Origin of the sequence: Uruburuella suis (assembly GCF_004341385.1) — a bacterium.
Lineage (GTDB): Bacteria > Pseudomonadota > Gammaproteobacteria > Burkholderiales > Neisseriaceae > Neisseria > Neisseria suis.
Map to the genome: position 1 here is coordinate 1 of NZ_SLXE01000011.1, position 20308 is coordinate 20308.

Sequence of the window (20308 nt, forward strand, 5' to 3'; positions counted from 1 at the left end):
ACGATCGTTTGAAAAGGCATTATGAAAGCGTAGTTGCTTTAGCTTGTATTATGCTATGGCTGCCTTTATGACAAGTAATTGTCAGGACGCCCTAGTACGGCAAGGCGAGACAACGAAGTTAGGTTATTTTTTTGGATTGGTATAATTGGCAATTGCTTTACGGCTTGCTATATATCCGATCGAATTCGGCACCGTCGGCGAAAAACTGCTTGTGTGCCTGCGCCCAGCCGCCGAATTCCTGGTTGATCGACACCAGTTTCAAGTCGGCAAATTGGTGTTTGAATTCGGCCAACACCGCGGGGTTGGCGGGGCGGTAGAAATGTTGGCCGATCAGGCGCTGTGATTCGTCGGTGTAGAGCTGCTGCAAATAGGCGGTGGCCACTTCGCGCGTGCCTTTGGCATCCACCACGCTATCCACCACGGCCACCGGCGGCTCGCACAAAATCGACAGCGAGGGGGTGACGATTTCAAATTGATCGCCGGCCTCTTTCACCGCCAAATAAGCTTCGTTTTCCCAAGCCAAAAGCACATCGCCCAGCCCGCGTTGGGTGAATGAGATGGTGGAGCCGCGCGCGCCGGCATCCATTATCGGCACGCGCCGGTAAAGCTCGTGCACAAATTCGCGTGCCTTGTCATCGCTGCCGCCGGGCTGGTGTTTGGCCCAGGCCCAGGCGGCGAGGAAATTCCAGCGCGCGCCGCCTGAGGTTTTGGGGTTGGGGGTGATGATTTGCACATCGCCTTTCACCAAATCGCCCCAGTCGCGGATGTTTTTGGGGTTGCCTTTGCGCACGAGAAACACGATGGTGGAGGTGTAGGGCGTGCTGTTGTCGGGCAGCGCTTGCTGCCAGTCGGGCGAAATCAGCGTTTGGCTGCCGCCGTTGATGGCGTCGATGTCGCCCGCCAGCGCCAGCGTAACCACATCGGCTTTAAGCCCGTGCTGCACGGTGAGCGCCTGCTTGCCCGAGCCGCCGTTGGATTGTTGGATTTCCACGTCTTGGCCGGTTTTGGCTTTCCAATATTGTTTGAAAATCGGATTATAAGCCTGATAAAGCTCGCGGGTGGGGTCGTAAGACACATTCAATATCGACACTTTTTCTGCGCTTTTGCTGCTTTTCGATGCGGCGCTGCCTTGGTCGCAGGCGCTAAGCGCCAATGCCAGCGGCAATGCCAGCCACAGTGATTTGAAGTTCATTTTCCGTGCCCTCTGCTTGATGAGATGAGCCAATATAGCAGGCTTGACGAGCGCGGCTAAATACTGTTTTTTTGTTTGTTTATAACGAAAAGTGCTGAATCATCAACAACAAAGAGGCCGTCTGAACGTTTCAGACGGCCTCTTTGGCGCGCGCATAACGGGGTTGGGTTCAGCGCCCCATTTCGCCCTGGATGGCGCGGATATTGGCTTGGCGGTCGCGCACGGCTTGCTCGAGGCGGCTGACTTTGGCTTTGTCGCCCTTGCTTTTGGCCACGTTGAGCTGGGCTTGCTCGCGCACTAAGGCGGCTTGCTCGTTGCGGATTTCGTTTTGCAGAATCTGTTTGCGCGAAAGCTGCGGCCGCGCGGGTGGGGCGGCGATCACCGGTGCGGGTGTGCGCGGCCGGGCAGACTGGGCTTTGCTGTTTTTCGGGGCGTTGCGCAGCTTGATGCGCATCGAGGGCGAGGCGGCATCGGCGGTGTTGGTCACGCCGCTGGGCTTGGGGGTGGGCAGGATTTTAATGTCGTCATAAGCGCCGAATTGCTCTTTTTCCCACAAACGGGTGATGGGTTCGCCATCGGCGGCAGATGCGGCTTGGTCGCTGATGCCGTTCATTTGCGAAAGCGTGCAGTGCGGGCCAAGCTTTTCGGTGGTGAACACGGCTCTGCCCTCGCTTCGGCAGATATAGGTGGCTGCTTGTGCGGGCAGGGCGGCGGTCAGAAAAAAGGCAGCGGTGTAATAGAAAATCGGTTTCATAAGCGGGCGGGCGGGAAAAGTGGCTTAATTATAGCCATGCGCCGTGTAAAGTTGGGTTGGCGGGGTTAAACGGTAGGGATTGCGGGGGCATCGGCAATGTGGCGGAATATGGTGTTATTCGAGGCCGTCTGAAACGCCCGGCGGCCAGGCTTCATCAGGCGCGGCAGTAATGCAGAACGATACACCGGCATAATCGAATTGCAGCCGCCAGGCATGCAGAAACAGGCGCTCGGCCGCTTGGCCGCCATAGAGCGTGTCGCCCAAAATCGGGCTGCCCAGGCTTTTCATGGCCACGCGCAGCTGGTGGGTTTTGCCGCTTAAGGGTTGCAGCACGAATAAGCGCAGGCCGGGGGCAATGCTGCGGCTGTGAAAGCGGGTGAGGGCCGGGTTTTGCTGCGTGCGCAGCAGCTTCCATGCGCCGCGCCGCGCTTTGGCCATGTCGCCTTTCACCCAGCCCTGCTTTTTGGCGGGCTTTTGGCTGCTGAGGGCCAGATAGGTTTTGTGCATGCTGTGCGCGGCAAACTGCTGCGCCAGCACCGAGGCGGCTTCAGGGTTGAGCGCCAGCAGTAACACGCCGCCGGTGGGCTTGTCGAGCCGGTGCAGCAGCCACACCCGCGCCACGCCGAGCTGCTGTGCTAGCCGGCCGGTGAAGCTTTCTGCCGCGCCATCTTGGTGCACGCAGAGGCCGGCGGGCTTGTTGATTGCCACAAAATCGGGGTGGCGCAAGAGGATTTCAAACATATATCGGCTTTCAGACGGCCTCACGCCCATCCAAAAAAATCATTTTACTTTTTTGAATGGGTGTGAAAAATCAGCTTAAGGCAATACCGCTGCCGAGCAAGGTGGCGGCACCCAAAATGCAAAACAGCGCGCAGGCAGCCAGGCGCACGGCTTTGGCGGGAATTTTCTTCATCAGCGCATGCCCCAAATACACCACCGGCACATTGGCCAGCATCAGCCCCAGCGTGCTGCCGGCCACCACCCACAGCATGGATTGGTATTTAGCGGCCAGCAGCACGGTGGCGATTTGGGTTTTGTCGCCGATTTCGGCCAGGAAAAACAACACCACCGTGGCGCCGAATGCGCCGTATTGCAGCCAGCGGTTGTTGGTGGCGCCGTCTTTATCGGGCACCAAAAGCCACAAGCCCACGGCGATAAAGCTGATGCCGACGATCCACTTCATCATTTCGGGCGACACAAATTGCGCCAGCCACACACCGATAACGGCAGAGAGCAAATGATTGAGCAGGGTAGACACAAAAATGCCCGCGATAATGGCGCTTTTTTGATTGAAGCGGGCGGCCAGAAAAAGCGCCAGCAATTGGGTTTTGTCGCCGATTTCGGCAATGGCCACGGCGAGGGTGGACGAGAGAAAAGCTTCCATGTGCAAGATACTCAAAACCGTGGGCAAACAAAAAAGCACGCCAAGCGCTGCCCACAGAGGCGGCCTTGCGTGCCTTAAGTCTTGCCTGTCTTCGCTTGAGCAAAGATGCCGTTGCCATGCCGAGAGCGGCAAGTGTGTTGACAATGGCTCCGCGCGCCTGAAACACGCGGATGGCTACTCCCTTAAGAGCGGGAAGCCGATATTATAGATTTGTTTGGTGCGCAAGGCAATGCACACGCTCGGCAAACGCCGGTTTTTCAGACGGCCTGTCGGATTTATGCCGCATGGGCAGAGCGCTTATCCGGTGGGAAAGTGCAGCGGATTTGCGTAGGATAAAAGGCCGTCTGATACCCATTCAAAAAAATAACCTGACCAAATAAAAGCCGTTCGACAGCACCACCTACGGGCTGCTATAAGTTTTACAAATGCCGTCTGAAAGGTTTTCAGACGGCATTTGGCATGAACATGATGGCGTTTATTTGAATGGCGTTTGTTTAACGCACGGTCATAAATTCGGCCACATAATCATCGGCCGGTGCTTCGAGCAATTGCTGCGGCGTGCCGCTTTGCACCAGCGCGCCGGCGTTGAGTATCGCCATTTGGCTGCCCAACTTGAGCGCTTCGCCCACATCGTGGGTGATAAACACAATGGTTTTACCCAGCCGCTGCTGCAAATCGAGCAGCTGCTCTTGCAATTTGGCGCGAATCAGCGGATCGAGCGCGGAAAAAGGCTCGTCCATCAGCAAAATATCGGTGTCGGCCGCCAGCGCGCGCGCGAGGCCGACGCGTTGGCGCATGCCGCCGGAGAGCGCATCGGGATAGCTTTCTTCATGGCCGCTCAAGCCCACTTCGTTGAGCCAATAGCGTGCCTGCTCGTGTTGTGCGGCCATCGGCAGGCCGCGCACGCGCAAGGCGTATTCGGCGTTTTGCAGCACGGTTAAATGCGGCAGCAAGCCGAAATGCTGAAACACCATGCTCACTTTTTGCTGGCGGAAATCGCGCAGCGCTGTTTCGCTCAGGGCGGTAACGTTGGTGCCGCCCACCCAAATTTCACCGCAGCTGGGCTCGATTAAGCGGTTGATGTGGCGCACCAGTGTGGATTTGCCCGAGCCCGATAAGCCCATGATGCAAAAAATGCCGCCGCCCGGAATGGTGAGGCTGATGCGGCGCAGGCCCACTTGGCAGCCGGTGGCCTGAAAAATGTCTTCACTCGGCGCATCTTGGCGCAACATGGCCAGCGCTTTGCGGCAGGCTTTTTCTTTGCCGTAGATTTTGCTGACGTGTTCGAAGCGGATGGAAGTCATCAATATTTCCCGTTGTGGTTTCAGACGGCCTGTGCCTGAAGAGAAAAAGTTGGTTTGAAAAGGTTGGTTTTCAGACGGCCTTGCCGCTGCGCCGCCCGTAGGCCTGAGTGATGCGGTCGATAATAATCGCCAAAATCACAATCGCCGCGCCCGCTTCCACACCCTGGCCGATGTTGAGCGTTTGAATGGCTTGCAGCACATATTCGCCCAAGCCGCGCGCACCGATCATGCTGGCGAGCACTACCATGCCCAGCGACATCATCACCGCCTGATTCAGCCCCGCCATAATGCTGGGCTTGGCCTGCGGCAGCAGCACCCAGCGCAAAAGCTGCCAACGTGTGCTGCCGAATGATTCGGCCGCCTCTATCATTTGCGGGCTCACTTGGCGTATGCCCAGCGCGGTGAGCCGCACCAAAGGCGCAATGGCATACACCACCGTGGCAAACAGCGCCGGCACTTTGCCGATGCCAAACAGCATCAACACCGGAATCAGATACACAAAGCTCGGCATGGTCTGCATCACATCGAGCACCGGCGAGAGCAGCTTGTGCAGGCGCGGGCTGCGTGCCATCCAAATGCCCAACGGAATGCCGATAATAATGATAAAGAGCGCCGAAGCGGCCAAAAGTGCCAACGTCTGCATCAAAGCCGGCCACAGGCCGAGCGCGCCGATGGTGTAGAAGCCGAATGCGCACAAAGCGGCAAACCACAGCTTGCGCGCCGCATGCCAGGCGAGCGCGGCCACCGAGAGCAACACCAGCCAAGCAGGCAGCGCTTGTAGTGCGCGCTCCAGCGGCAGTAGCAAAGTGTTGAGGGTGAATTGGCTCAGCAGGCGGAAATCGCTGCCGTAGTTTTGCACGGTTTGCGCCAGCGAGCGGTTGAGCGCGCCGGCAATCGACCACGAAGCAAACAGGCTGCTGCTTTTCGCTTCGGGCATGCCCAGCGAAGCTTTCAGACGGCCTTGGGCTTCATCCGACACCCAATCCGCCCAAATTTCAGGATGCTGCTGCAAAAAAAGGCGCGCCTGCTCGCTGCCGCTGCGCTTGTTTTCCGTCATTTCCAGAATCATGCGGTTGAGCGTGTGCGGCTCAAACTGCATTTTTTCAATCACCGCCACCAAATCGGGGTGAGCCGCTTGAAACGGTGCCGACACGGCTACCGCCAATTGCGATGCCGGAAAGCCCGACACGCAGGCCGAAGTGTTGCCCGCTTGCAGCAGATTTTGCCAGCAGGCTTCATCGTAAGGCGGGAATTCAAGTGGCACGAAGCGGTATTTCGCCATCAGGCCGGTGGGCTGCCAATAATAAAACAAGAGCGGCTTTTGCTGCTCATAAGCTGAGGCAATGGCCGCATCCAGCGCCGCGCCGGTGCCGGGGTGCACATTATTGAAGGTAGCGGCCAGGCCGGTGTTGGCGAGCAGGCGGGTGTTGAAGGTTTCGCAGGTCCAGCCGCTGGGGCAATTGAGAAAACGCGCTTTATCGGGCGCTTCGGGGTCGGTAAACAAGCCGGCAAAGCGCGGCAGATCGGCCGCACTTTTCAAATCGGGATGCGCGGCCTGCACATAATCGGCCACATACCAGCCTTGCTCTGCGCCGCCTTTGAGCGTGTTGCCGATCACCGCCGCGCGCCCCTCGGCCACGGCTTGCTGCATAATCGGCGAGCGCCCCACCCATTGCTCGGCGATAATCTGAATATCGTTTTGCGCCAGCGCCGTTTCCAGTGCCGGCGTGGTGCCCGGCACCGATTCGGTGGCGCAGCCGTAGCCCTCGTGCAGCAAGGTGTTGAGCACGGCGGTGGTGAATTGGCCGCTTTCCCAATCGAGCGCACCCAGCTTCACTGCTTTATCGGGCGCACAGGCGGCAAACGCGGTCGGGGCAAACAGCAGGCAAACCAGCAACAACAGCAAGCGGCGCATGAAAAGCCTTTCAGACGGCATGGGGCGGATAAGCGCAGTGTAACCCAAAATGCCGTTTAAATCCGCCCAAAGCCGCATGCCGGCTTGTTTTCGCGTAAAATATACCCATTTACAAGCCTCTGAAAAAAAGAAAGTATTGCCATGCACGCTACCGTTTATCTGGAAGAGAGCGACTATATCGCCTTATGCGATTTGCTCAAGCTCGCAGGCCTGGTTGAAAGCGGCGGCCAAGCCAAAGCGCTGATTGCCGAAGGGCAGGTGTTGCGCAACGGCGCAGTGGAAACCCGCAAAACCGCCAAAATCCGCGGCGGCGAAGTGATTGAGTTCAACGGCGCGGTGCTGGAAGTGGAAAACGGCCATGACCCAGAAACTGAAGCCTGAAGATTTAATGCCCGAGCCGGTGCGCCCCGAAGCGTGGGAATGCTGCGGCAGCGATTGCGGCGACGCCTGCATTCAAACCATCTATTGGAACGAAAAAGCCGAATACGATGCGCAGCAAAAAGCATGGCGCGAGCAGCAGGCGCAGGAAGAGGCCGAATAAACCGGCAAACGGCAAAACAAAAAGTGCTTGTGCTTAATATTAAATGGAAATATACTTCACCTTTCAAGTAAAAGTGAAGGAAATAATATGTTTGAACCAAGCAATCCGATTAAGCTGGATTTATGGGTGCGTTTGTTTGAAGTGCGCGCGCTGTTGCAGAAAAATCTTGAGCGCCCGCTAAGTGCGCACGGCATCGGCATGTCGGAATTTATGATTTTGCACACGCTGAGCAAGGCGCCCGAGCAGCGCATCAGCCGGATTCATTTGGCCGAATCGGTGTCGTTAACCGCATCGGCGATCACCAAGCTGCTCAGCCCGATGGAAAAACTGCATTGGGTGGCCAAAGAAAAGCACGAGCGCGATGCCCGCATGAGCTTGGTGGTGCTCACCGAATCCGGCCGCACCCTGTATCACGAAGCGCTGGCCACGTTAAACGCCAATCTCGAGAGCGCATTGGTGCGGCTGGGCGATAAAGAGATTCACACTTTGCTGGCCTTGCTGGCAAAAATTTAAGGCTCGCCATGATTGATTTACATTGCCATTCCACCGTTTCAGACGGCATGTTGCCCCCGCGCGAAGTGGTGCGGTTGGCGCACGCCAACGGCTGCACCCTGCTCGCACTTACCGACCACGACCACACCGGCGGCCTGGCCGAAGCGCGTGCCGAAGCGGCGGCGCTGGGCATGGGCTTTGTCAACGGTGTGGAAATTTCGGTAACGTGGCGGCACCGCAGCGTGCACATTGTCGGGCTGGATTTCGATATCGCAAACGAAGCGCTGCAAAGCCTGCTCGCCCAAGTGCGTCAAGGCCGTCTGAAACGCTTGGCTGCGATTGCCGAAAAGCTGGAAAAAAAAGGCATAGTCGGCGCTTATGAAGGCGCGCTCGCCTTGGCGGCCAACCCCGAAATGGTGAGCCGCACCCACATTGCCGATTATTTAATCAACAGCGGCCATGTGCGCAACAAAGCGCAGGCATTCAGCAAATATCTGGGCGACGGCAAAAGCGCCAGCGTGGCGCATGAATGGGCGAGCTTGGAAGATTGCGTGGCGGCGATTAAAGGCGCAGGCGGCTTGGCGGTGATTGCCCATCCGATGCGCTACGGTTTTTCCGCCACCGCCAAGCGCAATCTGTTTGAAGAATTTAAAGCTCTGGGCGGCGACGGCATTGAAGTGCACAGCGGCAACAGCGATAAAAACGACCGCCTGAATTATGCCCTTTTGGCCGAACGCTTCGATCTGATGGCCGGCTGCGGCAGCGATTTCCACCGCTTGGGCGATTACAGCGGCGGCACATTGGGCGCGTGCCCCGAGTTGCCGCCCGATTGCAAGCCGGTGTGGGCAAGCTTTCAGACGGCCTAAACGTTGAAATCGCCCTAATACTTGAATATCTGCCAATAAACCTTTCAGACGGCCTCATCAAGGCCGTCTGAAAAAAAAATAACAAATAAAGGAACACCATCATGGCACAATTTTTCGCTATCCACCCCGACAGCCCGCAAGAGCGGCTGGTGAAGCAGGCGGCAGACATTATCCGCAAAGGCGGCATTGCCGTTTACCCCACCGATTCCTGTTATGCACTCGGCTGCCAATTGGGTGATAAAACCGCAATGGAAAAGATTTTGCAGATTCGCAAAATCGACCTCAAGCACCACCTCACGCTGATGTGCGCCGACTTGAGCGAGCTGGGCACTTATGCCAAAGTGGACAACAGCCAATACCGCATGCTCAAAGCCGCCACACCGGGCAGCTATACCTTTATCATGCAGGCCACCAAAGAAGTGCCCAACCGCACGCTGCATCCCAAGCGCAAAACCATCGGCCTGCGCGTGCCCGACAATAAAATCGCGCTGGCGCTGCTGCAAGAATTGGGCGAGCCCATGCTCAGCTGCACACTGATGCTGCCCGAAGACAGCGAGCCGCTCACCGACCCCTATGAAATCCGCGACCGCCTCGAACACGCGGTGGATGTGATTATCGACGGCGGCTGGTGCGGCACTGATCCCACTACCGTAATCGACATGACCGACGGCGTGGAATTGGTGCGCGAAGGCAAGGGCGATAAGACGCTGTTTGGTTTGTGAAGCGGCTTTATTTTTGAAAATCTTTCAGACGGCCTTTCCAATCAAACAGGCCGTCTGAACACATCATCACCACAAGGAAATCTCAATGGGCAATTTCAATTTAGGCATATTTTTATTGGCGGTGCTGCCGGTGCTGCTGGCGATTACCGTGCACGAAGCAGCGCACGGTTATGCGGCGCGCCATTACGGCGACCACACCGCCGAGCAGCTCGGGCGGCTCACGCTCAACCCCTTGGCGCACATCGACCCCATCGGCACCATTGTGGTGCCGGCGGTGATGTTTTTCACCACCGGCTTTATGTTTGGCTGGGCCAAGCCCGTGCCGGTGGTGAGCCGCAATTTCCGCGACACCCGCATCGGCATGCGCATGGTGGCGATTGCCGGGCCGGCATCGAATTTTGTGATGATGTTCGGCTGGGCGGTGTTGATGATGCTCTCGCCGCTGGTGCCGGAAAACTTTCAAAATCCGATGCAGCAAATGGCTTATTTCGGCGTGATGATTAATGCGGTGCTGTTTGTGCTCAATATGCTGCCGATTCTGCCGCTCGACGGCGGCCGCTTTGTGGACACGTTTTTGTCGGCCAAGGCCTCGTTTCAGTTTCGCAAAATCGAGCCTTACGGCATGTGGATTCTGATTGCGCTTTTGTTTACCGGCCTGCTGAGCAAAATCATGCAGCCTTTTCTGGCGCTGGTGTTGGGCATCGTGCAAGGCTTTATGCGCTTGTTTGGCGGCTGATCAAGCGCATCAGTGCAGTAGGTGCGATTAGCGCAGCGTAATCATACGCATGAACCCTGCCACACACCTCAAAACCAAGCAGGCCGTCTGAATATCCAAGTTTCAGACGGCCTGCAAGGCTTTAATCAACTTATACCCAACCTGAAAAATAATATAGTGGAATGAAAGAAAAACTTATACAGGCGCATGTAGCAAGCCATATGCAGAAGCCGTTTAAACCGCGTGCGTGGCTGCGCCACACACCCTACACATGATGCTAGATTTCTTATTTTTGTATAAGTTTTTCATTCATTTCACTATACAACCAAAGGCCGTCTGAAAATCATTTTCAGACGGCCTTTGGTGTGATGCAAAAGCTTATACGCGGCTGCGGTTGGCTTCGGCTAAAAGTGCGAGCATTTCTTCGGTGGCATCCCAGCCGATGCAGGCATCGGTGATGCTTTGGCCGTAGACTTCGGGTTTGTCTTGGCGGCCGGCCACGAGGTGGCTTTCCACCATCAAGCCCATGATGTTGTTTTCACCGGCGCGCAATTGCTGCGCCACATCTTGAGCCACTTCCATTTGGCGGGTGTAGTCTTTGCGGCTGTTGGCGTGGCTGCAATCCACCATCAGCTTGGGCGTGACGCCGGCTTTGGTGAGCTCTTCGGCGGCGGCTTTTACATGGCCGCTGTCGTAGTTGGGCTCTTTGCCGCCGCGCAGAATCACATGGCAGTCGGCATTGCCGGCGGTGTGCACAATGGCGGAATGGCCGGCTTTGGTTACCGATAAAAAGTGGTGCGGGTGGCTGGCGGCGCCGATGGCATCGATGGCGATTTTGAGGTTGCCGTCGGTGCCGTTTTTAAAGCCCACGGGGCAGGAAAGGCCGCTGGCCAGCTCGCGGTGCACCTGGCTTTCGGTGGTGCGCGCGCCGATGGCGCCCCAGGCAATCAGGTCGGCATAATATTGCGGCGTGATCATGTCGAGAAATTCGGTGGAGGCGGGCATGCCCATGTCGTTGAGGGCGAGCAGCAGCCGGCGCGCCTGGCGCAGGCCGAAGTTGATGTCGAAGGTGCCGTCGAGGTGCGGGTCGTTGATGAGGCCTTTCCAGCCCACGGTGGTGCGCGGTTTTTCGAAATACACGCGCATCACAATCAGCAGCTCTTTTTCGTATTTTTTGCGCAGAGGCAGAAGCTTGCGGGCGTATTCGAGCGCGGCTTCGGGGTCGTGGATGGAGCAGGGGCCGATAATCAGCAGCAGGCGCTTGTCGCGGCCGTGCACCAAATCGGCGATTTCTTGGCGGGTTTGGTGCACCAAATCGGCGGCGGTGTCGCTGATGGGCAATTCATAAAGATGGGCAATCGGGGGCAGCAGCTCTTTGACTTCTCTGATTTTAACGTCGTCGGTTTTGTGTGCGTTCATTATGCTTACTTAAGGTTTGAATAATGCAGCAAGCTTACGCGCTTTTGCTTTTTTTTGCAAGCCGAGCTGGCTTTGTGTTGGTATTTTATTGCGTAAAACTACGATTATTTTATTTTATCGTATTTTAAATTTTATAAATCGTATTTTTTGGCATGATGTTTTAAAGGCCGTCTGAAAGCTTTCAGACGGCCTGTGTTTTATTTGAAGTAATAATCGGGCGGCACGTCGAATTGCTGCAAAATGGCTTTGAGCCCTTCCGACCATTGGGCGCGGATGTTGTGCAGATAGGGGTCGCTGTCGTCCACACGGATGCCGGCGGGCAGGGTGCAGCTGTTGCGCCGATACACCATTAAGTCGATGGGAAAGCCCACGGATAGGTTGGAGCGTATGGTGGAGTCAAACGACACCAATAAGGCGCGCACGGCGTCTTCGAGGCTGCTCTCGTGGTTGATGGAGCGGTCGAGTATGGGCTTGCCGTATTTGCTCTCGCCGATTTGGAAAAACGGGGTGTCTTCCGTGGCGCTGATGCAGTTGCCTTCTTGGTAGATTTGGTAGAGCTCTTGCGGCTGCCCGTTGATTTGGCCGCCGAGCAGAAAATTGCTGCCGAAGCCCTCTTGCATGTGGGCGCGGTGCTGGCTGGTTTTGGCCACGCTGCTGGCCTGCTCGCCCACCAGCATGGCGCAGTCGAACAGGCTGGGCAGGTTGAGCAGGTTGGGTGCGCTGCCCTGCGCGATGCCGCTGCGCAAAAGATTGACCACGGCTTGCGAGGTGGCGAGGTTGCCGGCGGTGAGCATGATGATGCTGCGCTCGCCGTCCACGCCGAAGGTATACATTTTTTTAAATGTGGAAATGTGGTCCACGCCGGCGTTGGTGCGGGTGTCGGAGGCAAAAACCATGCCTTCTTTCAGATTGAGGGCGGCGCAGTAAGTCATGTGTGTTCCCCGGCTTGGGCGGTGTAAATGTAAAGCGCTGAAATATAACACAATCTTGGGTGCAGCAAAAGGCCGTCTGAACGCTTGATAAGCGTCCCAAATAAGCTTGCTGCGTTGCCCCGCTGGGTGAGCTTATTTTTTGAACGGGCATTATTGCGCCTGCTGCACCTGCACCGAAAACGACATTTGCTCGGTGCCGCCGCCTTGGCGCATGCCGCGCACGGGGGCGGCGTCGTTATAGTCCAGCCCCACGGCCAGCTGCACATGGTGGCTGGGCTGGAAAAGCTGGTTGGTGGTGTCGAACACATACCATTTTCCGTCGAGGCAGGCTTCTGCCCAGGCGTGGCTGGCCAAGTGGGCATCGTCGTCGCTGAGCAGATAGCCCGACACATAGCGGGCAGGCACGCCCAAGGCGCGCACGCAGGCTAAAAAGACATGGGCATGATCCTGGCACACGCCGCTGCCCAGCGCAAAAGCTTCGGCGGCGGCGGTGGCCACATGGGTGGTGCCGGGAATATAAGTCATGTGGTCGAGCACGGCGCGGCTCAGCCGCATCAGGCCTTGCCGGTCGGGCTCGCCGCCGGTTTGGATTTCGGCAAAATCGCGCATGGCTTCGTTGCAGCCGGTGAGCGCTGTGCTGTTGAGAAACACCAGCGGATGAATGCGCTTATCGAGAATATGCTCGGCGCTGCCGCCGATTTCCACCGTGCCTTGCGCCTGGATTTCGAGCGACTGTACCGGCCCTGCGAGGTTGAGGATGGTGCAGTAGTTGCCAAAGCCGTCATACACTTCGCTGCTCAAGCGCGGCAAGGTCATGCGCCAGGAAAGCACGCGTTGGTGTGCCAGCGTTTGCGGGGTGAGGCGCAGGCATTGGATGCTGTGTTTGACCGATTCGTTGTAGCTGTAGCGGGTGGTGTGGTTGATGTGGATTCTCATACGCCCTCCTCAAATAATTGGGTGAGCCGCTCGTGCCAGCCGTAAAACTGGCGTTTGTCGGTGGTGTAAACCAAGGCTTGCGATTGCTGTTTGATGCGATCCCAGCCGGTGTTGGCGGGCAGGCTGGTCACCACATCGGCCAAATAGCGGTAGTGGCGGCTCTGGGCGCTGCCTAAGCGGATGCGTGTGTCGAGCATTTCCACATAATCGCCCAGCTGCCAAAAGCGGGTAACATCACCGCTTTGCTGCAACATGGCCGCGCTGCAGGCGTGCAGCTGGAAGCGGGCGGCGCGGCGGCTGTCGGCCTGATTGAGGCGCTTCACTTGGTTAAACAGCTCGGCCGCATCGCCGTCGATCACGCCGCGCACGGCCTGCACATTGTCGTTAATCGATTCGAAAAGCTGCGGCATGGCGGTTTCGTTGAGGTAGCGCTTGAGGTGCTCGAGCTTGTCGCCGCCGGGTTCGAGCGGCCAGCCCAAATAGCGCAAAAGCTCGCTGCGCTGCTGGCTGCCGCATTCGAGCACGCGCGCCGGCAGCTCTTGTGTGCGGCGCATGTAGCGGCCGAGCCAATAGAGGTTATAGGCGGTAGACATCAATAAAATATTCATGAGGCGTCTCCTGTTTCAAGCACCCAAGTGTCTTTCACGCCGCCGCCTTGGGATGAATTGACCACCAGCGAGCCTTTGCGCAAAGCCACGCGGGTGAGGCCGCCGGGCACAATGCGCACTTTATCGGGCGCAGTGAGCACAAAGGGGCGCAAATCGATGTGGCGCGGTGCAATGCCTTCTTCCACGCAAGTGGGGCAGGTAGACAAGGCCAGCGTGGGCTGGGCGATAAAGCCTTCGGGATGGGCGAGAATGCGGGCGCGGTAGGCTTCGATTTCGGCTTGGCCGGCTTTGGGCCCCACCAGCATGCCGTAGCCGCCCGAGCCTTGGGTTTCTTTCACCACCAATTCATCCAGATGCGCCAGCACATATTTCAAATCATCGCTTTTGCGGCATTGCCAAGTGGGCACGTTGTGCAAAATCGGCTCTTCGCTCAAATAAAAGCGGATCATGTCGCCCACAAAGGGGTACACCGACTTATCATCGGCCACGCCGGTGCCCGGGGCATTGCAAATCAGCACATGGCCGGCGCGATAAGCCGCCATTAGCCCGGGCACACCCAAAATGGAATCTGGGCGCATGGCCAAGGGGTCGAGAAACGGGTCGTCGAGGCGGCGGTAGATCACGTCCACACGGCGGCGGCCGGCCACGGTTTTGGTGTAAACGATGTTGTCTTCCACAAACAAATCATAGCCGTGCACCAAAGGCACATTCATCGCCCGGGCTAAAAAAGTGTGCTCGTAATAGGCGCTGTTGTAGCGGCCGGGCGTGAGCACCACGATATTCGGGCTGTCGCGGCCGCAGCAGGCGGCCAATGTGTCGTAGAGCTGCTGCGGATAGCTGCTCACCGGCCGCACCTGCTGGCGGGCAAACACTTCGGGCAGCAGCGATTCGCTGATGTTGCGCCCTTCCAGCATGTAGGACACGCCCGAGGGGGTGCGCAGATTGTCTTCCAACACATAATAGTGGCCGTCGCCGTGGCGGATCAGATCAATGCCGCTGATGTGGGCATAAATCGGCGCGGGCAGGTTGATGTTGTGCATCCAGGGTTGATAGCAGCCATTCACCAACACTTGTGCCGCCGGCACGATGCCGGCTTTGATGATGTGTTGCTCGTGATAAATGTCGTGGATAAACATATTGAGCGCGCGTATGCGTTGCGCGCAGCCCGCCTCGAGAATGCGCCATTCATCGGCCGGAATGATGCGCGGAATGATGTCGAACGGAATCACGCGCTCGGTGTTGCTCGCTTCGCTGTAAACCGTGAAGGTTACGCCTTTGCGGTAAAACATCGCCAAGGCCTGTTGGTTGAGCGATTCGATATCGGCCGCATCCGTGGCCGCCAGCCAAGCCGCCACCGGCTCGCAGCCCGGGCGCGCCCGGCCGTCGGGCAGCAGCAATTCATCGTAAAATGTTGAGGGTAGCGGCGTCATGCGTGCTCCTGATCGAAGGTTGTTTTTATGATTGGAGAATAGGCTTGTTTTAATCAGATTGTCAACAATATGCTGGCGAAATAAGTGCGCTTTTGCATGATTGGGGTTGCGTTAAAAAATAGTGCATTTATTCGACTTATTATCATAAAGCAAGATAAGTCGTTGTGCAGAAATAAAGCAGGCCGTCTGAAAATTTTCTTTCAGACGGCCTTTTTGATTGTGACGGAATGTGCCTTTTAAATGAGTATGATTGTGCCGCCAAAGACGCGGCGTGCGTATCTCGCTGTTGTGGCGGAGCATTCAAATGCATGCATGCAATGGCGGCGCTCGGTTATGCATATCTGCGTTTCGCCAGTGAAGTTATGCGAGAGGCCGTCTGAAAAGTTTCAGACGGCCTCAAAAGCAGATGCTGCGGAATCAATCTCATGCGCCCGATATTCAAACCGGCGGGCGTTGCTGATTATTTTTCCAGCTCTTTATCGATTTCTCGATATAGGGCGGCAAAGTCTGGCTCGCCGACAAAGGTTTTCAGAATCTCGCCTTTTTTGTTGATGAAAAACGAGGTGGGATACACTTTGGTGCCGAAAGCTTTGCCCACGCTGCCGTCGGCGTCATACATCACGGCAAAAGGCAGCCCGCGGCTGGCGGCATAATTTTTCACGCTCTCGAGCGGGTCGTAAGGCTCGGAGATGGCGAGAATCTGAAAATCTTTGCCGGCATAATCTTTGGCGGTTTGCACAAGCTTGGGCATTTCGCTCACGCAGCCGGGGCAGGAGGGATACCAAAAATTAATCAGGGTGACTTTGCCCTGCAAATCGGCGTTGGACACGGTGCGGCCGTTGAGGTCGGGCAGGGCAAATGCGGGCGCGGGCTGGTTTTTCGGCCACAACACCACGGCAAGCAGCGCCGCCACAATCAGTGTGGCGGCCAATATCACGGTTTTTTTCATGCAATCGGTTCGGCTAGGGAAACAAGATGGTTAAACAAGGCTTCGTTCAAATCGGTGGCGCGGCCGGTTTGGCCGCTCACCGGCACTAAGGTGAGCTCGGCTTCTACCACGCTTTTATCGCTGCCGGCCAGCACGATGTTTTGTGTGAGCAGCACTTGGCGCGGCTGCACATCACGGATGTGGCTGTTTATCTGCAACACATCACCGGCGGTGCTGGGACGGCGGTAGCGGATGTCGATGCGCGCCACCACAATCATGTCGCCCTGCAAAAGCGGCAAGAGTTGGTGTTGCTCGAAATAGGCCCAGCGGGCTTCTTCGAGAAATTCGAGATAGCGCGCATTGTTAACATGGCCGTAGCCGTCGAGATGGTAGCCGCGGATGCGGATGGTGGTGGGGTTCATAAATAGGCCGTCTGAAATCGATTTAATTTAAGGTGATGGCTTGAAAGGCTTCGCGCTCCAAAGGCTCGGCCGATAAATCGGTGATGATGGTGGAGAGCTGGATGTCGAACCATTCGTTGAAAATATCGGGGTGCAAATCGGGCCATTGGCGCTCGTCCTCACACCAATCGGCCAATTCGGCAGCGAAAATATCTTCGAAGCGCGCTTCGATTTCTTCCCACACTTCATCGGCGCTGTCGCAAGGGTTGACCAGATAGGCGTTGGCATCAGCTTGCAAATCTTCAAGCTCGATGTCGCTTAAATCCACATCGGGCAAAGATTGCAGCCAGCGCCAAAAAGGCTCCAGCGGCATCAATAGAAATACGCTGCGGTTGATTTCATACATGGTCGTGCTCCTTGTGGCAATGCAATGCTTAACGAATGCATCATAATGGCAAAACGGTGCCAAGTCATCTGTTTGATGCGGCAGAGGTGAAAAAGCAAGGCGGGTTGCCTTGCTTTTTCAGACGGCCTAGATAAAAACAGGCTGCTGTGATTGCGCTTATGTTTTCTCAATATTGCAGGCGGCTGTCGGGCTGCCACAGGCCTAGCATAATGCCTTCATCATTAGGGAGGGCGGTTTCCAGGCTGATGGGCTGTGAGCCGGCTTGAGGCTTTTCAGCCGGCTGCATTTCGATCGGCTCATAATCGGCGGCCGCAGGGGCGATGCTTGGTGCAGCCGGGGCGTTTGCGGCATCCAGCTGCGGCAAGGCGGCTTCATTACCATCGCCGCTGCCGACCAAGTCGTCGATGTCGATATTGTCATCTTCGCCGTGCGGCAGAGTGCCGCCCACTTGCTGGGTGCGCAAACGCATATAGACATCACGCATATAGGCATATTTATCTATCGCGGCGGAATCGAGGCTGTCGGTAAGATCGAGCAGGCTCTCGCGCGTGTTGACGGCATTGATGGCTTTGCTGCTGATGCGCACGGCCGTGCTGTGAAAAATGGTGTTGTCCAGCGGATAGGCGGCCACGATGGTGGTGCCGACGCTGTCGCGCACGGTTGAGGGGCCTGTGAGCGGATACACAAAATAGTTGCTGTTTTTCCAGCCCCATGAGGCAAAGGTGTCGCCCAAGGTGTTTTTATTGTTGGGCATTTCGCCCGCGCCGGCGATGTCGATCAGGCCGCCGAGGCCGAAGGTGGTGTTGATGCCCACACGCACCAAGTCTTCGCTGGCGCGCTTGATGTCGAGACGCAAAATATTGCTGCCGAAGCTGACCACATCGCGCAGATTGTTGTAGAAATTGCTCACGCCGGTGCGTACCGGGCTGGGTGTCACGGCACGGTAGCCGCGCACCACGGGCGTGAGCACGTAGCGGTCGGCGGTGTCGTTTACCTTAAACATAAAGCGGTTGTAGCCTTCGTAAGGGTCGGCCGGGTTGCTTTCTGCCCAGGCGCTTGTGCTGGCGGCCAAAGCCAGCGCCACGATGGCGGCGGTGCGTTTATTCATGTCGGGCAATCTGTGTGTCGATTTCGTAAAGCTCGGCCAATGCCAGCACCGAGGCGGGAATGTGGCGCAAGGTGATGGCGCCCTGCTTGAGGCGCAAGGCGCTCAGCAGCAGCGAGAGGCAGGCGGAATCGGCCTGCGCCACGCCGGTTAAGTCGAGCGTGTGCACTTCTTTCAGACGGCATTGCTGCTCAAAACGCTCATAAGCGGCGCTGCTCACGGTTTTCACGGTGATGTCGCCGCCCAAATGCAGCACCTGCTCGCGGATTTCGGTGTTCATGTTTATTTGCTGCCGTTTTTGGCTTTCAATTCGGCAATTAAACCGTCAATGCCTTTGCTTTTGATGGTTTCGCCAAACTGATTGCGATACACGGTCACCAGGCTGGCGCCTTCCACGGCCACATTATACACGCGGTAGCGGTTGCCGCTCTGATAAGTGGTGAAATCCATATTGGCCGGCTGGGCGTTTTGGCCGGCGGGCTTCACTTCCACACGCACCACCACTTCTTTGCCGTCGCGGTTGACAACGGGGTTGTCTTTCACCACCACGTTGGCATTTTTAAATTTCAGCATGGTGCCCGAATAAGTGCGGATCAGCAGGGTTTGGAATTCTTTGGTGAGCGCCTGCTTTTGCGCATCGGTGGCTTGGCGCCACGGATTGCCCACGGCCAGCGCGGTCATGCGCTGGAAATCGAAATAAGGCATGGCATAAGTTTCGGCTTGACGGCGCACGGCGGCATCGTTGCTGCCGTTGGCTTTTTGCAGAATGTTCAATACTTCGGTGGCGTTGCTGCGCACTTGGCTCACGGCTTGGGCGGGCGTGGCAAAAGCCATGCTGATGCTCAACACGCCGATGCTTAGGGCGCTCAATAAGGCTGATTTTTTCATGTGGGTTCCTTTATTTTTCAGATTCAGTGTGTGTTGGGTTCGCCGCTGCCGCCTTCTTCAGCGGGCTTGGCGCTGCCTTCGGTAAAGCTGGTCATCAGCCTGCCGATTAAGTTTTCCAGCACCATGGCCGAGCTGGTGATGCTGATGGTGTCGCCGGCGGCCAAATGCTCTTCATCGCCGCCTTGGGTGAGGCCGATGTATTGCTCGCCCAAAAGGCCGGAGGTGAGAATTTGCGCGCTCACGTCGCTGCTGAATTCATAAGCGCTGTCTAAATTGATGCTCACTTTGGCCTGATAGGTTTGCGGGTCGAGCGCGATGCTGTCTACACGCCCCACGAGCACGCCGGCGGCTTTCACCGGCGCTTTGGTTTTCAGGCTGCCGATATCGGTGAATTCGGCATACACGGTGTAGGTTTTGCCCGAGCTGCCGGCCAGCGCATTGCCGCCGGCCACGCGGAACGACAAAAAGCCGATGGCCACCACGCCCAGCAGCACAAACAAACCTACCCAAAATTCCAAAACACTTTTTTTCATCGTATCACTCAGTAAACATCAATGCGGTTAAAATAAAATCCAATGCCAGCACGGTGAGTGCGCTCGACACCACGGTGCGGGTGCTGGCGCGCAAAATGCCCTCGGATGTGGGCACGCAGTGAAAACCCTGGTGCACGGCAATCAGCGTCACCGCCACGCCGAACACGGCAGATTTAATCAGGCCGTTGAGCACATCGTAATCAAACGAAATATTGCTCTGCATTTGCGACCAAAAAATGCCGCTGTCGAGCCCCAGCCATTGCACGCCGATCAAATAAGCGCCATACACACCGGCCACATTGAAAATTGAGGCCAAAAGCGGCATGGAGAGCACGCCTGCCCAAAAACGCGGCACCACCACGCGCGCCACCGGATTCACCGCCATCACATTCATGGCCTCAAGCTGCTCGGTGGTTTTCATCAGGCCGATTTCGCTGGTCATCGCACCGCCGGCGCTGCTGGCAAACAAAATCGCCGCCAACACCGGCCCCAATTCGCGCAACAGGCTGGCCGCCACCATATAGCCCAACACATCGGCCGATTGAAATTTCGCCAATTGCGTGTAGCCCTGCAAACCCAGCACCATGCCCACAAACAGGCCGGACACGGCCACAATCAGCATAGAGAGCACGCCGGCAAAATACACTTGCCGCAGGGTGAGGCGGCCGCGCGTGAGCGCCGTGCCCGACTGCGCCAGAATCTGCCCCAAAAAAAGGCAGACGCTGCCGAGCGCGCGGATAAAATCGAGGGTTTTCGCCCCTATGGTTCGGATAAAGTTCATGTGTTCAATAATCAATGGTTTGCTTTTTCAGACGGCCTTAATTTGATCAAGAGGCC

The 20308-nt window shown here is 56.8% G+C and carries 25 protein-coding genes; 6 read left to right on the top strand and 19 right to left on the bottom strand.

The annotated features are described in order from the left end of the window. Nucleotides 1-157 precede the first annotated feature (157 nt). The 6 genes from EV680_RS05245 to EV680_RS05270 form a co-directional block, all read right to left on the bottom strand. Nucleotides 158-1192 (bottom strand): sulfate ABC transporter substrate-binding protein, encoded by a 1035-nt coding sequence (locus tag EV680_RS05245; RefSeq protein WP_132953695.1) that lies wholly within the window; start codon nucleotides 1190-1192, stop codon nucleotides 158-160. A gap of 169 nt (nucleotides 1193-1361) precedes the next feature. Further along, nucleotides 1362-1946, bottom strand: a complete 585-nt coding sequence (locus EV680_RS05250; protein WP_165870912.1) for a hypothetical protein — start codon at nucleotides 1944-1946, stop codon at nucleotides 1362-1364. A 114-nt stretch (nucleotides 1947-2060) separates the two neighbouring features. Further along, nucleotides 2061-2687, bottom strand: a complete 627-nt coding sequence (locus tag EV680_RS05255; RefSeq protein WP_132953696.1) for a TIGR01621 family pseudouridine synthase — start codon at nucleotides 2685-2687, stop codon at nucleotides 2061-2063. A gap of 70 nt (nucleotides 2688-2757) precedes the next feature. Next, the gene (locus tag EV680_RS05260; protein ID WP_132953697.1) at nucleotides 2758-3330 is read right to left on the bottom strand and encodes a TMEM165/GDT1 family protein; all 573 of its coding nucleotides are present in this window, start codon (nucleotides 3328-3330) and stop codon (nucleotides 2758-2760) included. Between the two features lie 494 nt (nucleotides 3331-3824). After that, nucleotides 3825-4634, bottom strand: a complete 810-nt coding sequence (locus tag EV680_RS05265; protein WP_132953698.1) for an ATP-binding cassette domain-containing protein — start codon at nucleotides 4632-4634, stop codon at nucleotides 3825-3827. 70 nt (nucleotides 4635-4704) lie between these two features. After that, entirely contained in the window at nucleotides 4705-6627 is a 1923-nt protein-coding gene (locus tag EV680_RS05270; protein WP_243650338.1) for a glycine betaine ABC transporter substrate-binding protein, read from the bottom strand. Between the two features lie 63 nt (nucleotides 6628-6690). Between EV680_RS05270 and EV680_RS05275 the strand changes: the two genes are divergently transcribed. The 6 genes from EV680_RS05275 (at nucleotide 6691) to EV680_RS05300 (ending at nucleotide 9906) form a co-directional block, all read left to right on the top strand. Next, nucleotides 6691-6930: an RNA-binding S4 domain-containing protein gene (locus EV680_RS05275; protein WP_132953699.1), complete on the top strand. Its 240-nt coding sequence runs from the start codon at nucleotides 6691-6693 to the stop codon at nucleotides 6928-6930. Further along, nucleotides 6908-7090: a hypothetical protein gene (locus EV680_RS05280; RefSeq protein ID WP_132953700.1), complete on the top strand. Its 183-nt coding sequence runs from the start codon at nucleotides 6908-6910 to the stop codon at nucleotides 7088-7090. The genes EV680_RS05275 and EV680_RS05280 overlap by 23 nt, the downstream gene beginning before the upstream one ends. A gap of 87 nt (nucleotides 7091-7177) precedes the next feature. Continuing rightward, entirely contained in the window at nucleotides 7178-7603 is a 426-nt protein-coding gene (locus tag EV680_RS05285; RefSeq protein ID WP_132953701.1) for a MarR family winged helix-turn-helix transcriptional regulator, read from the top strand. An 8-nt stretch (nucleotides 7604-7611) separates the two neighbouring features. After that, nucleotides 7612-8448, top strand: a complete 837-nt coding sequence (locus EV680_RS05290) for a PHP domain-containing protein (RefSeq protein WP_132953702.1) — start codon at nucleotides 7612-7614, stop codon at nucleotides 8446-8448. A 101-nt stretch (nucleotides 8449-8549) separates the two neighbouring features. After that, nucleotides 8550-9170, top strand: coding sequence for an L-threonylcarbamoyladenylate synthase (locus EV680_RS05295; protein ID WP_132953703.1), 621 nt, complete (start codon nucleotides 8550-8552; stop codon nucleotides 9168-9170). 85 nt (nucleotides 9171-9255) lie between these two features. Further along, nucleotides 9256-9906 (top strand): site-2 protease family protein, encoded by a 651-nt coding sequence (locus EV680_RS05300; RefSeq protein ID WP_132953704.1) that lies wholly within the window; start codon nucleotides 9256-9258, stop codon nucleotides 9904-9906. A 357-nt stretch (nucleotides 9907-10263) separates the two neighbouring features. On the opposite strand, the gene aroG is transcribed toward EV680_RS05300, so the two are convergent. From aroG to mlaE, 13 genes are all read right to left on the bottom strand, one after another. Further along, nucleotides 10264-11304: a 3-deoxy-7-phosphoheptulonate synthase AroG gene (gene aroG, locus EV680_RS05305; RefSeq protein ID WP_132953705.1), complete on the bottom strand. Its 1041-nt coding sequence runs from the start codon at nucleotides 11302-11304 to the stop codon at nucleotides 10264-10266. 197 nt (nucleotides 11305-11501) lie between these two features. Further along, nucleotides 11502-12236: a proteasome-type protease gene (locus EV680_RS05310; RefSeq protein WP_132953706.1), complete on the bottom strand. Its 735-nt coding sequence runs from the start codon at nucleotides 12234-12236 to the stop codon at nucleotides 11502-11504. A 150-nt stretch (nucleotides 12237-12386) separates the two neighbouring features. After that, nucleotides 12387-13172 (bottom strand): transglutaminase family protein, encoded by a 786-nt coding sequence (locus EV680_RS05315; RefSeq protein WP_132953707.1) that lies wholly within the window; start codon nucleotides 13170-13172, stop codon nucleotides 12387-12389. Further along, entirely contained in the window at nucleotides 13169-13780 is a 612-nt protein-coding gene (locus tag EV680_RS05320; RefSeq protein WP_132953708.1) for an alpha-E domain-containing protein, read from the bottom strand. The genes EV680_RS05315 and EV680_RS05320 overlap by 4 nt, the downstream gene beginning before the upstream one ends. Then, entirely contained in the window at nucleotides 13777-15210 is a 1434-nt protein-coding gene (locus EV680_RS05325) for a circularly permuted type 2 ATP-grasp protein (protein ID WP_132953709.1), read from the bottom strand. Before EV680_RS05325 ends, EV680_RS05320 begins: the two co-directional genes overlap by 4 nt. Before the next feature lie 460 nt (nucleotides 15211-15670). Then, on the bottom strand, nucleotides 15671-16159 hold the full coding sequence (locus EV680_RS05330) for a peroxiredoxin family protein (RefSeq protein WP_132953710.1): 489 nt from the start codon (nucleotides 16157-16159) through the stop codon (nucleotides 15671-15673). After that, nucleotides 16156-16560, bottom strand: coding sequence for an acyl-CoA thioesterase (locus tag EV680_RS05335; RefSeq protein ID WP_132953711.1), 405 nt, complete (start codon nucleotides 16558-16560; stop codon nucleotides 16156-16158). Before EV680_RS05335 ends, EV680_RS05330 begins: the two co-directional genes overlap by 4 nt. Before the next feature lie 22 nt (nucleotides 16561-16582). Beyond that, nucleotides 16583-16945 carry a VacJ gene (locus EV680_RS05340; protein ID WP_132953712.1) on the bottom strand — a complete coding sequence of 121 codons (363 nt, stop codon included), beginning with the start codon at nucleotides 16943-16945 and terminating at the stop codon, nucleotides 16583-16585. Between the two features lie 166 nt (nucleotides 16946-17111). Beyond that, entirely contained in the window at nucleotides 17112-18053 is a 942-nt protein-coding gene (locus EV680_RS05345; protein WP_132953713.1) for an MlaA family lipoprotein, read from the bottom strand. Next, a complete protein-coding gene (locus EV680_RS05350) occupies nucleotides 18046-18330 on the bottom strand; it encodes an STAS domain-containing protein (protein ID WP_132953714.1) in 285 nt (94 codons plus the stop codon). The genes EV680_RS05345 and EV680_RS05350 overlap by 8 nt, the downstream gene beginning before the upstream one ends. A gap of 2 nt (nucleotides 18331-18332) precedes the next feature. Then, complete coding sequence (locus tag EV680_RS05355) at nucleotides 18333-18938, bottom strand: MlaC/ttg2D family ABC transporter substrate-binding protein (protein ID WP_132953715.1); 606 nt, start codon at nucleotides 18936-18938, stop codon at nucleotides 18333-18335. 23 nt (nucleotides 18939-18961) lie between these two features. Further along, nucleotides 18962-19471, bottom strand: a complete 510-nt coding sequence (gene mlaD / locus EV680_RS05360) for an outer membrane lipid asymmetry maintenance protein MlaD (protein WP_132953716.1) — start codon at nucleotides 19469-19471, stop codon at nucleotides 18962-18964. Nucleotides 19472-19475: 4 nt separating this feature from the next. Then, entirely contained in the window at nucleotides 19476-20252 is a 777-nt protein-coding gene (gene mlaE / locus EV680_RS05365; RefSeq protein WP_132953717.1) for a lipid asymmetry maintenance ABC transporter permease subunit MlaE, read from the bottom strand. Nucleotides 20253-20308: the final 56 nt, after the last annotated feature.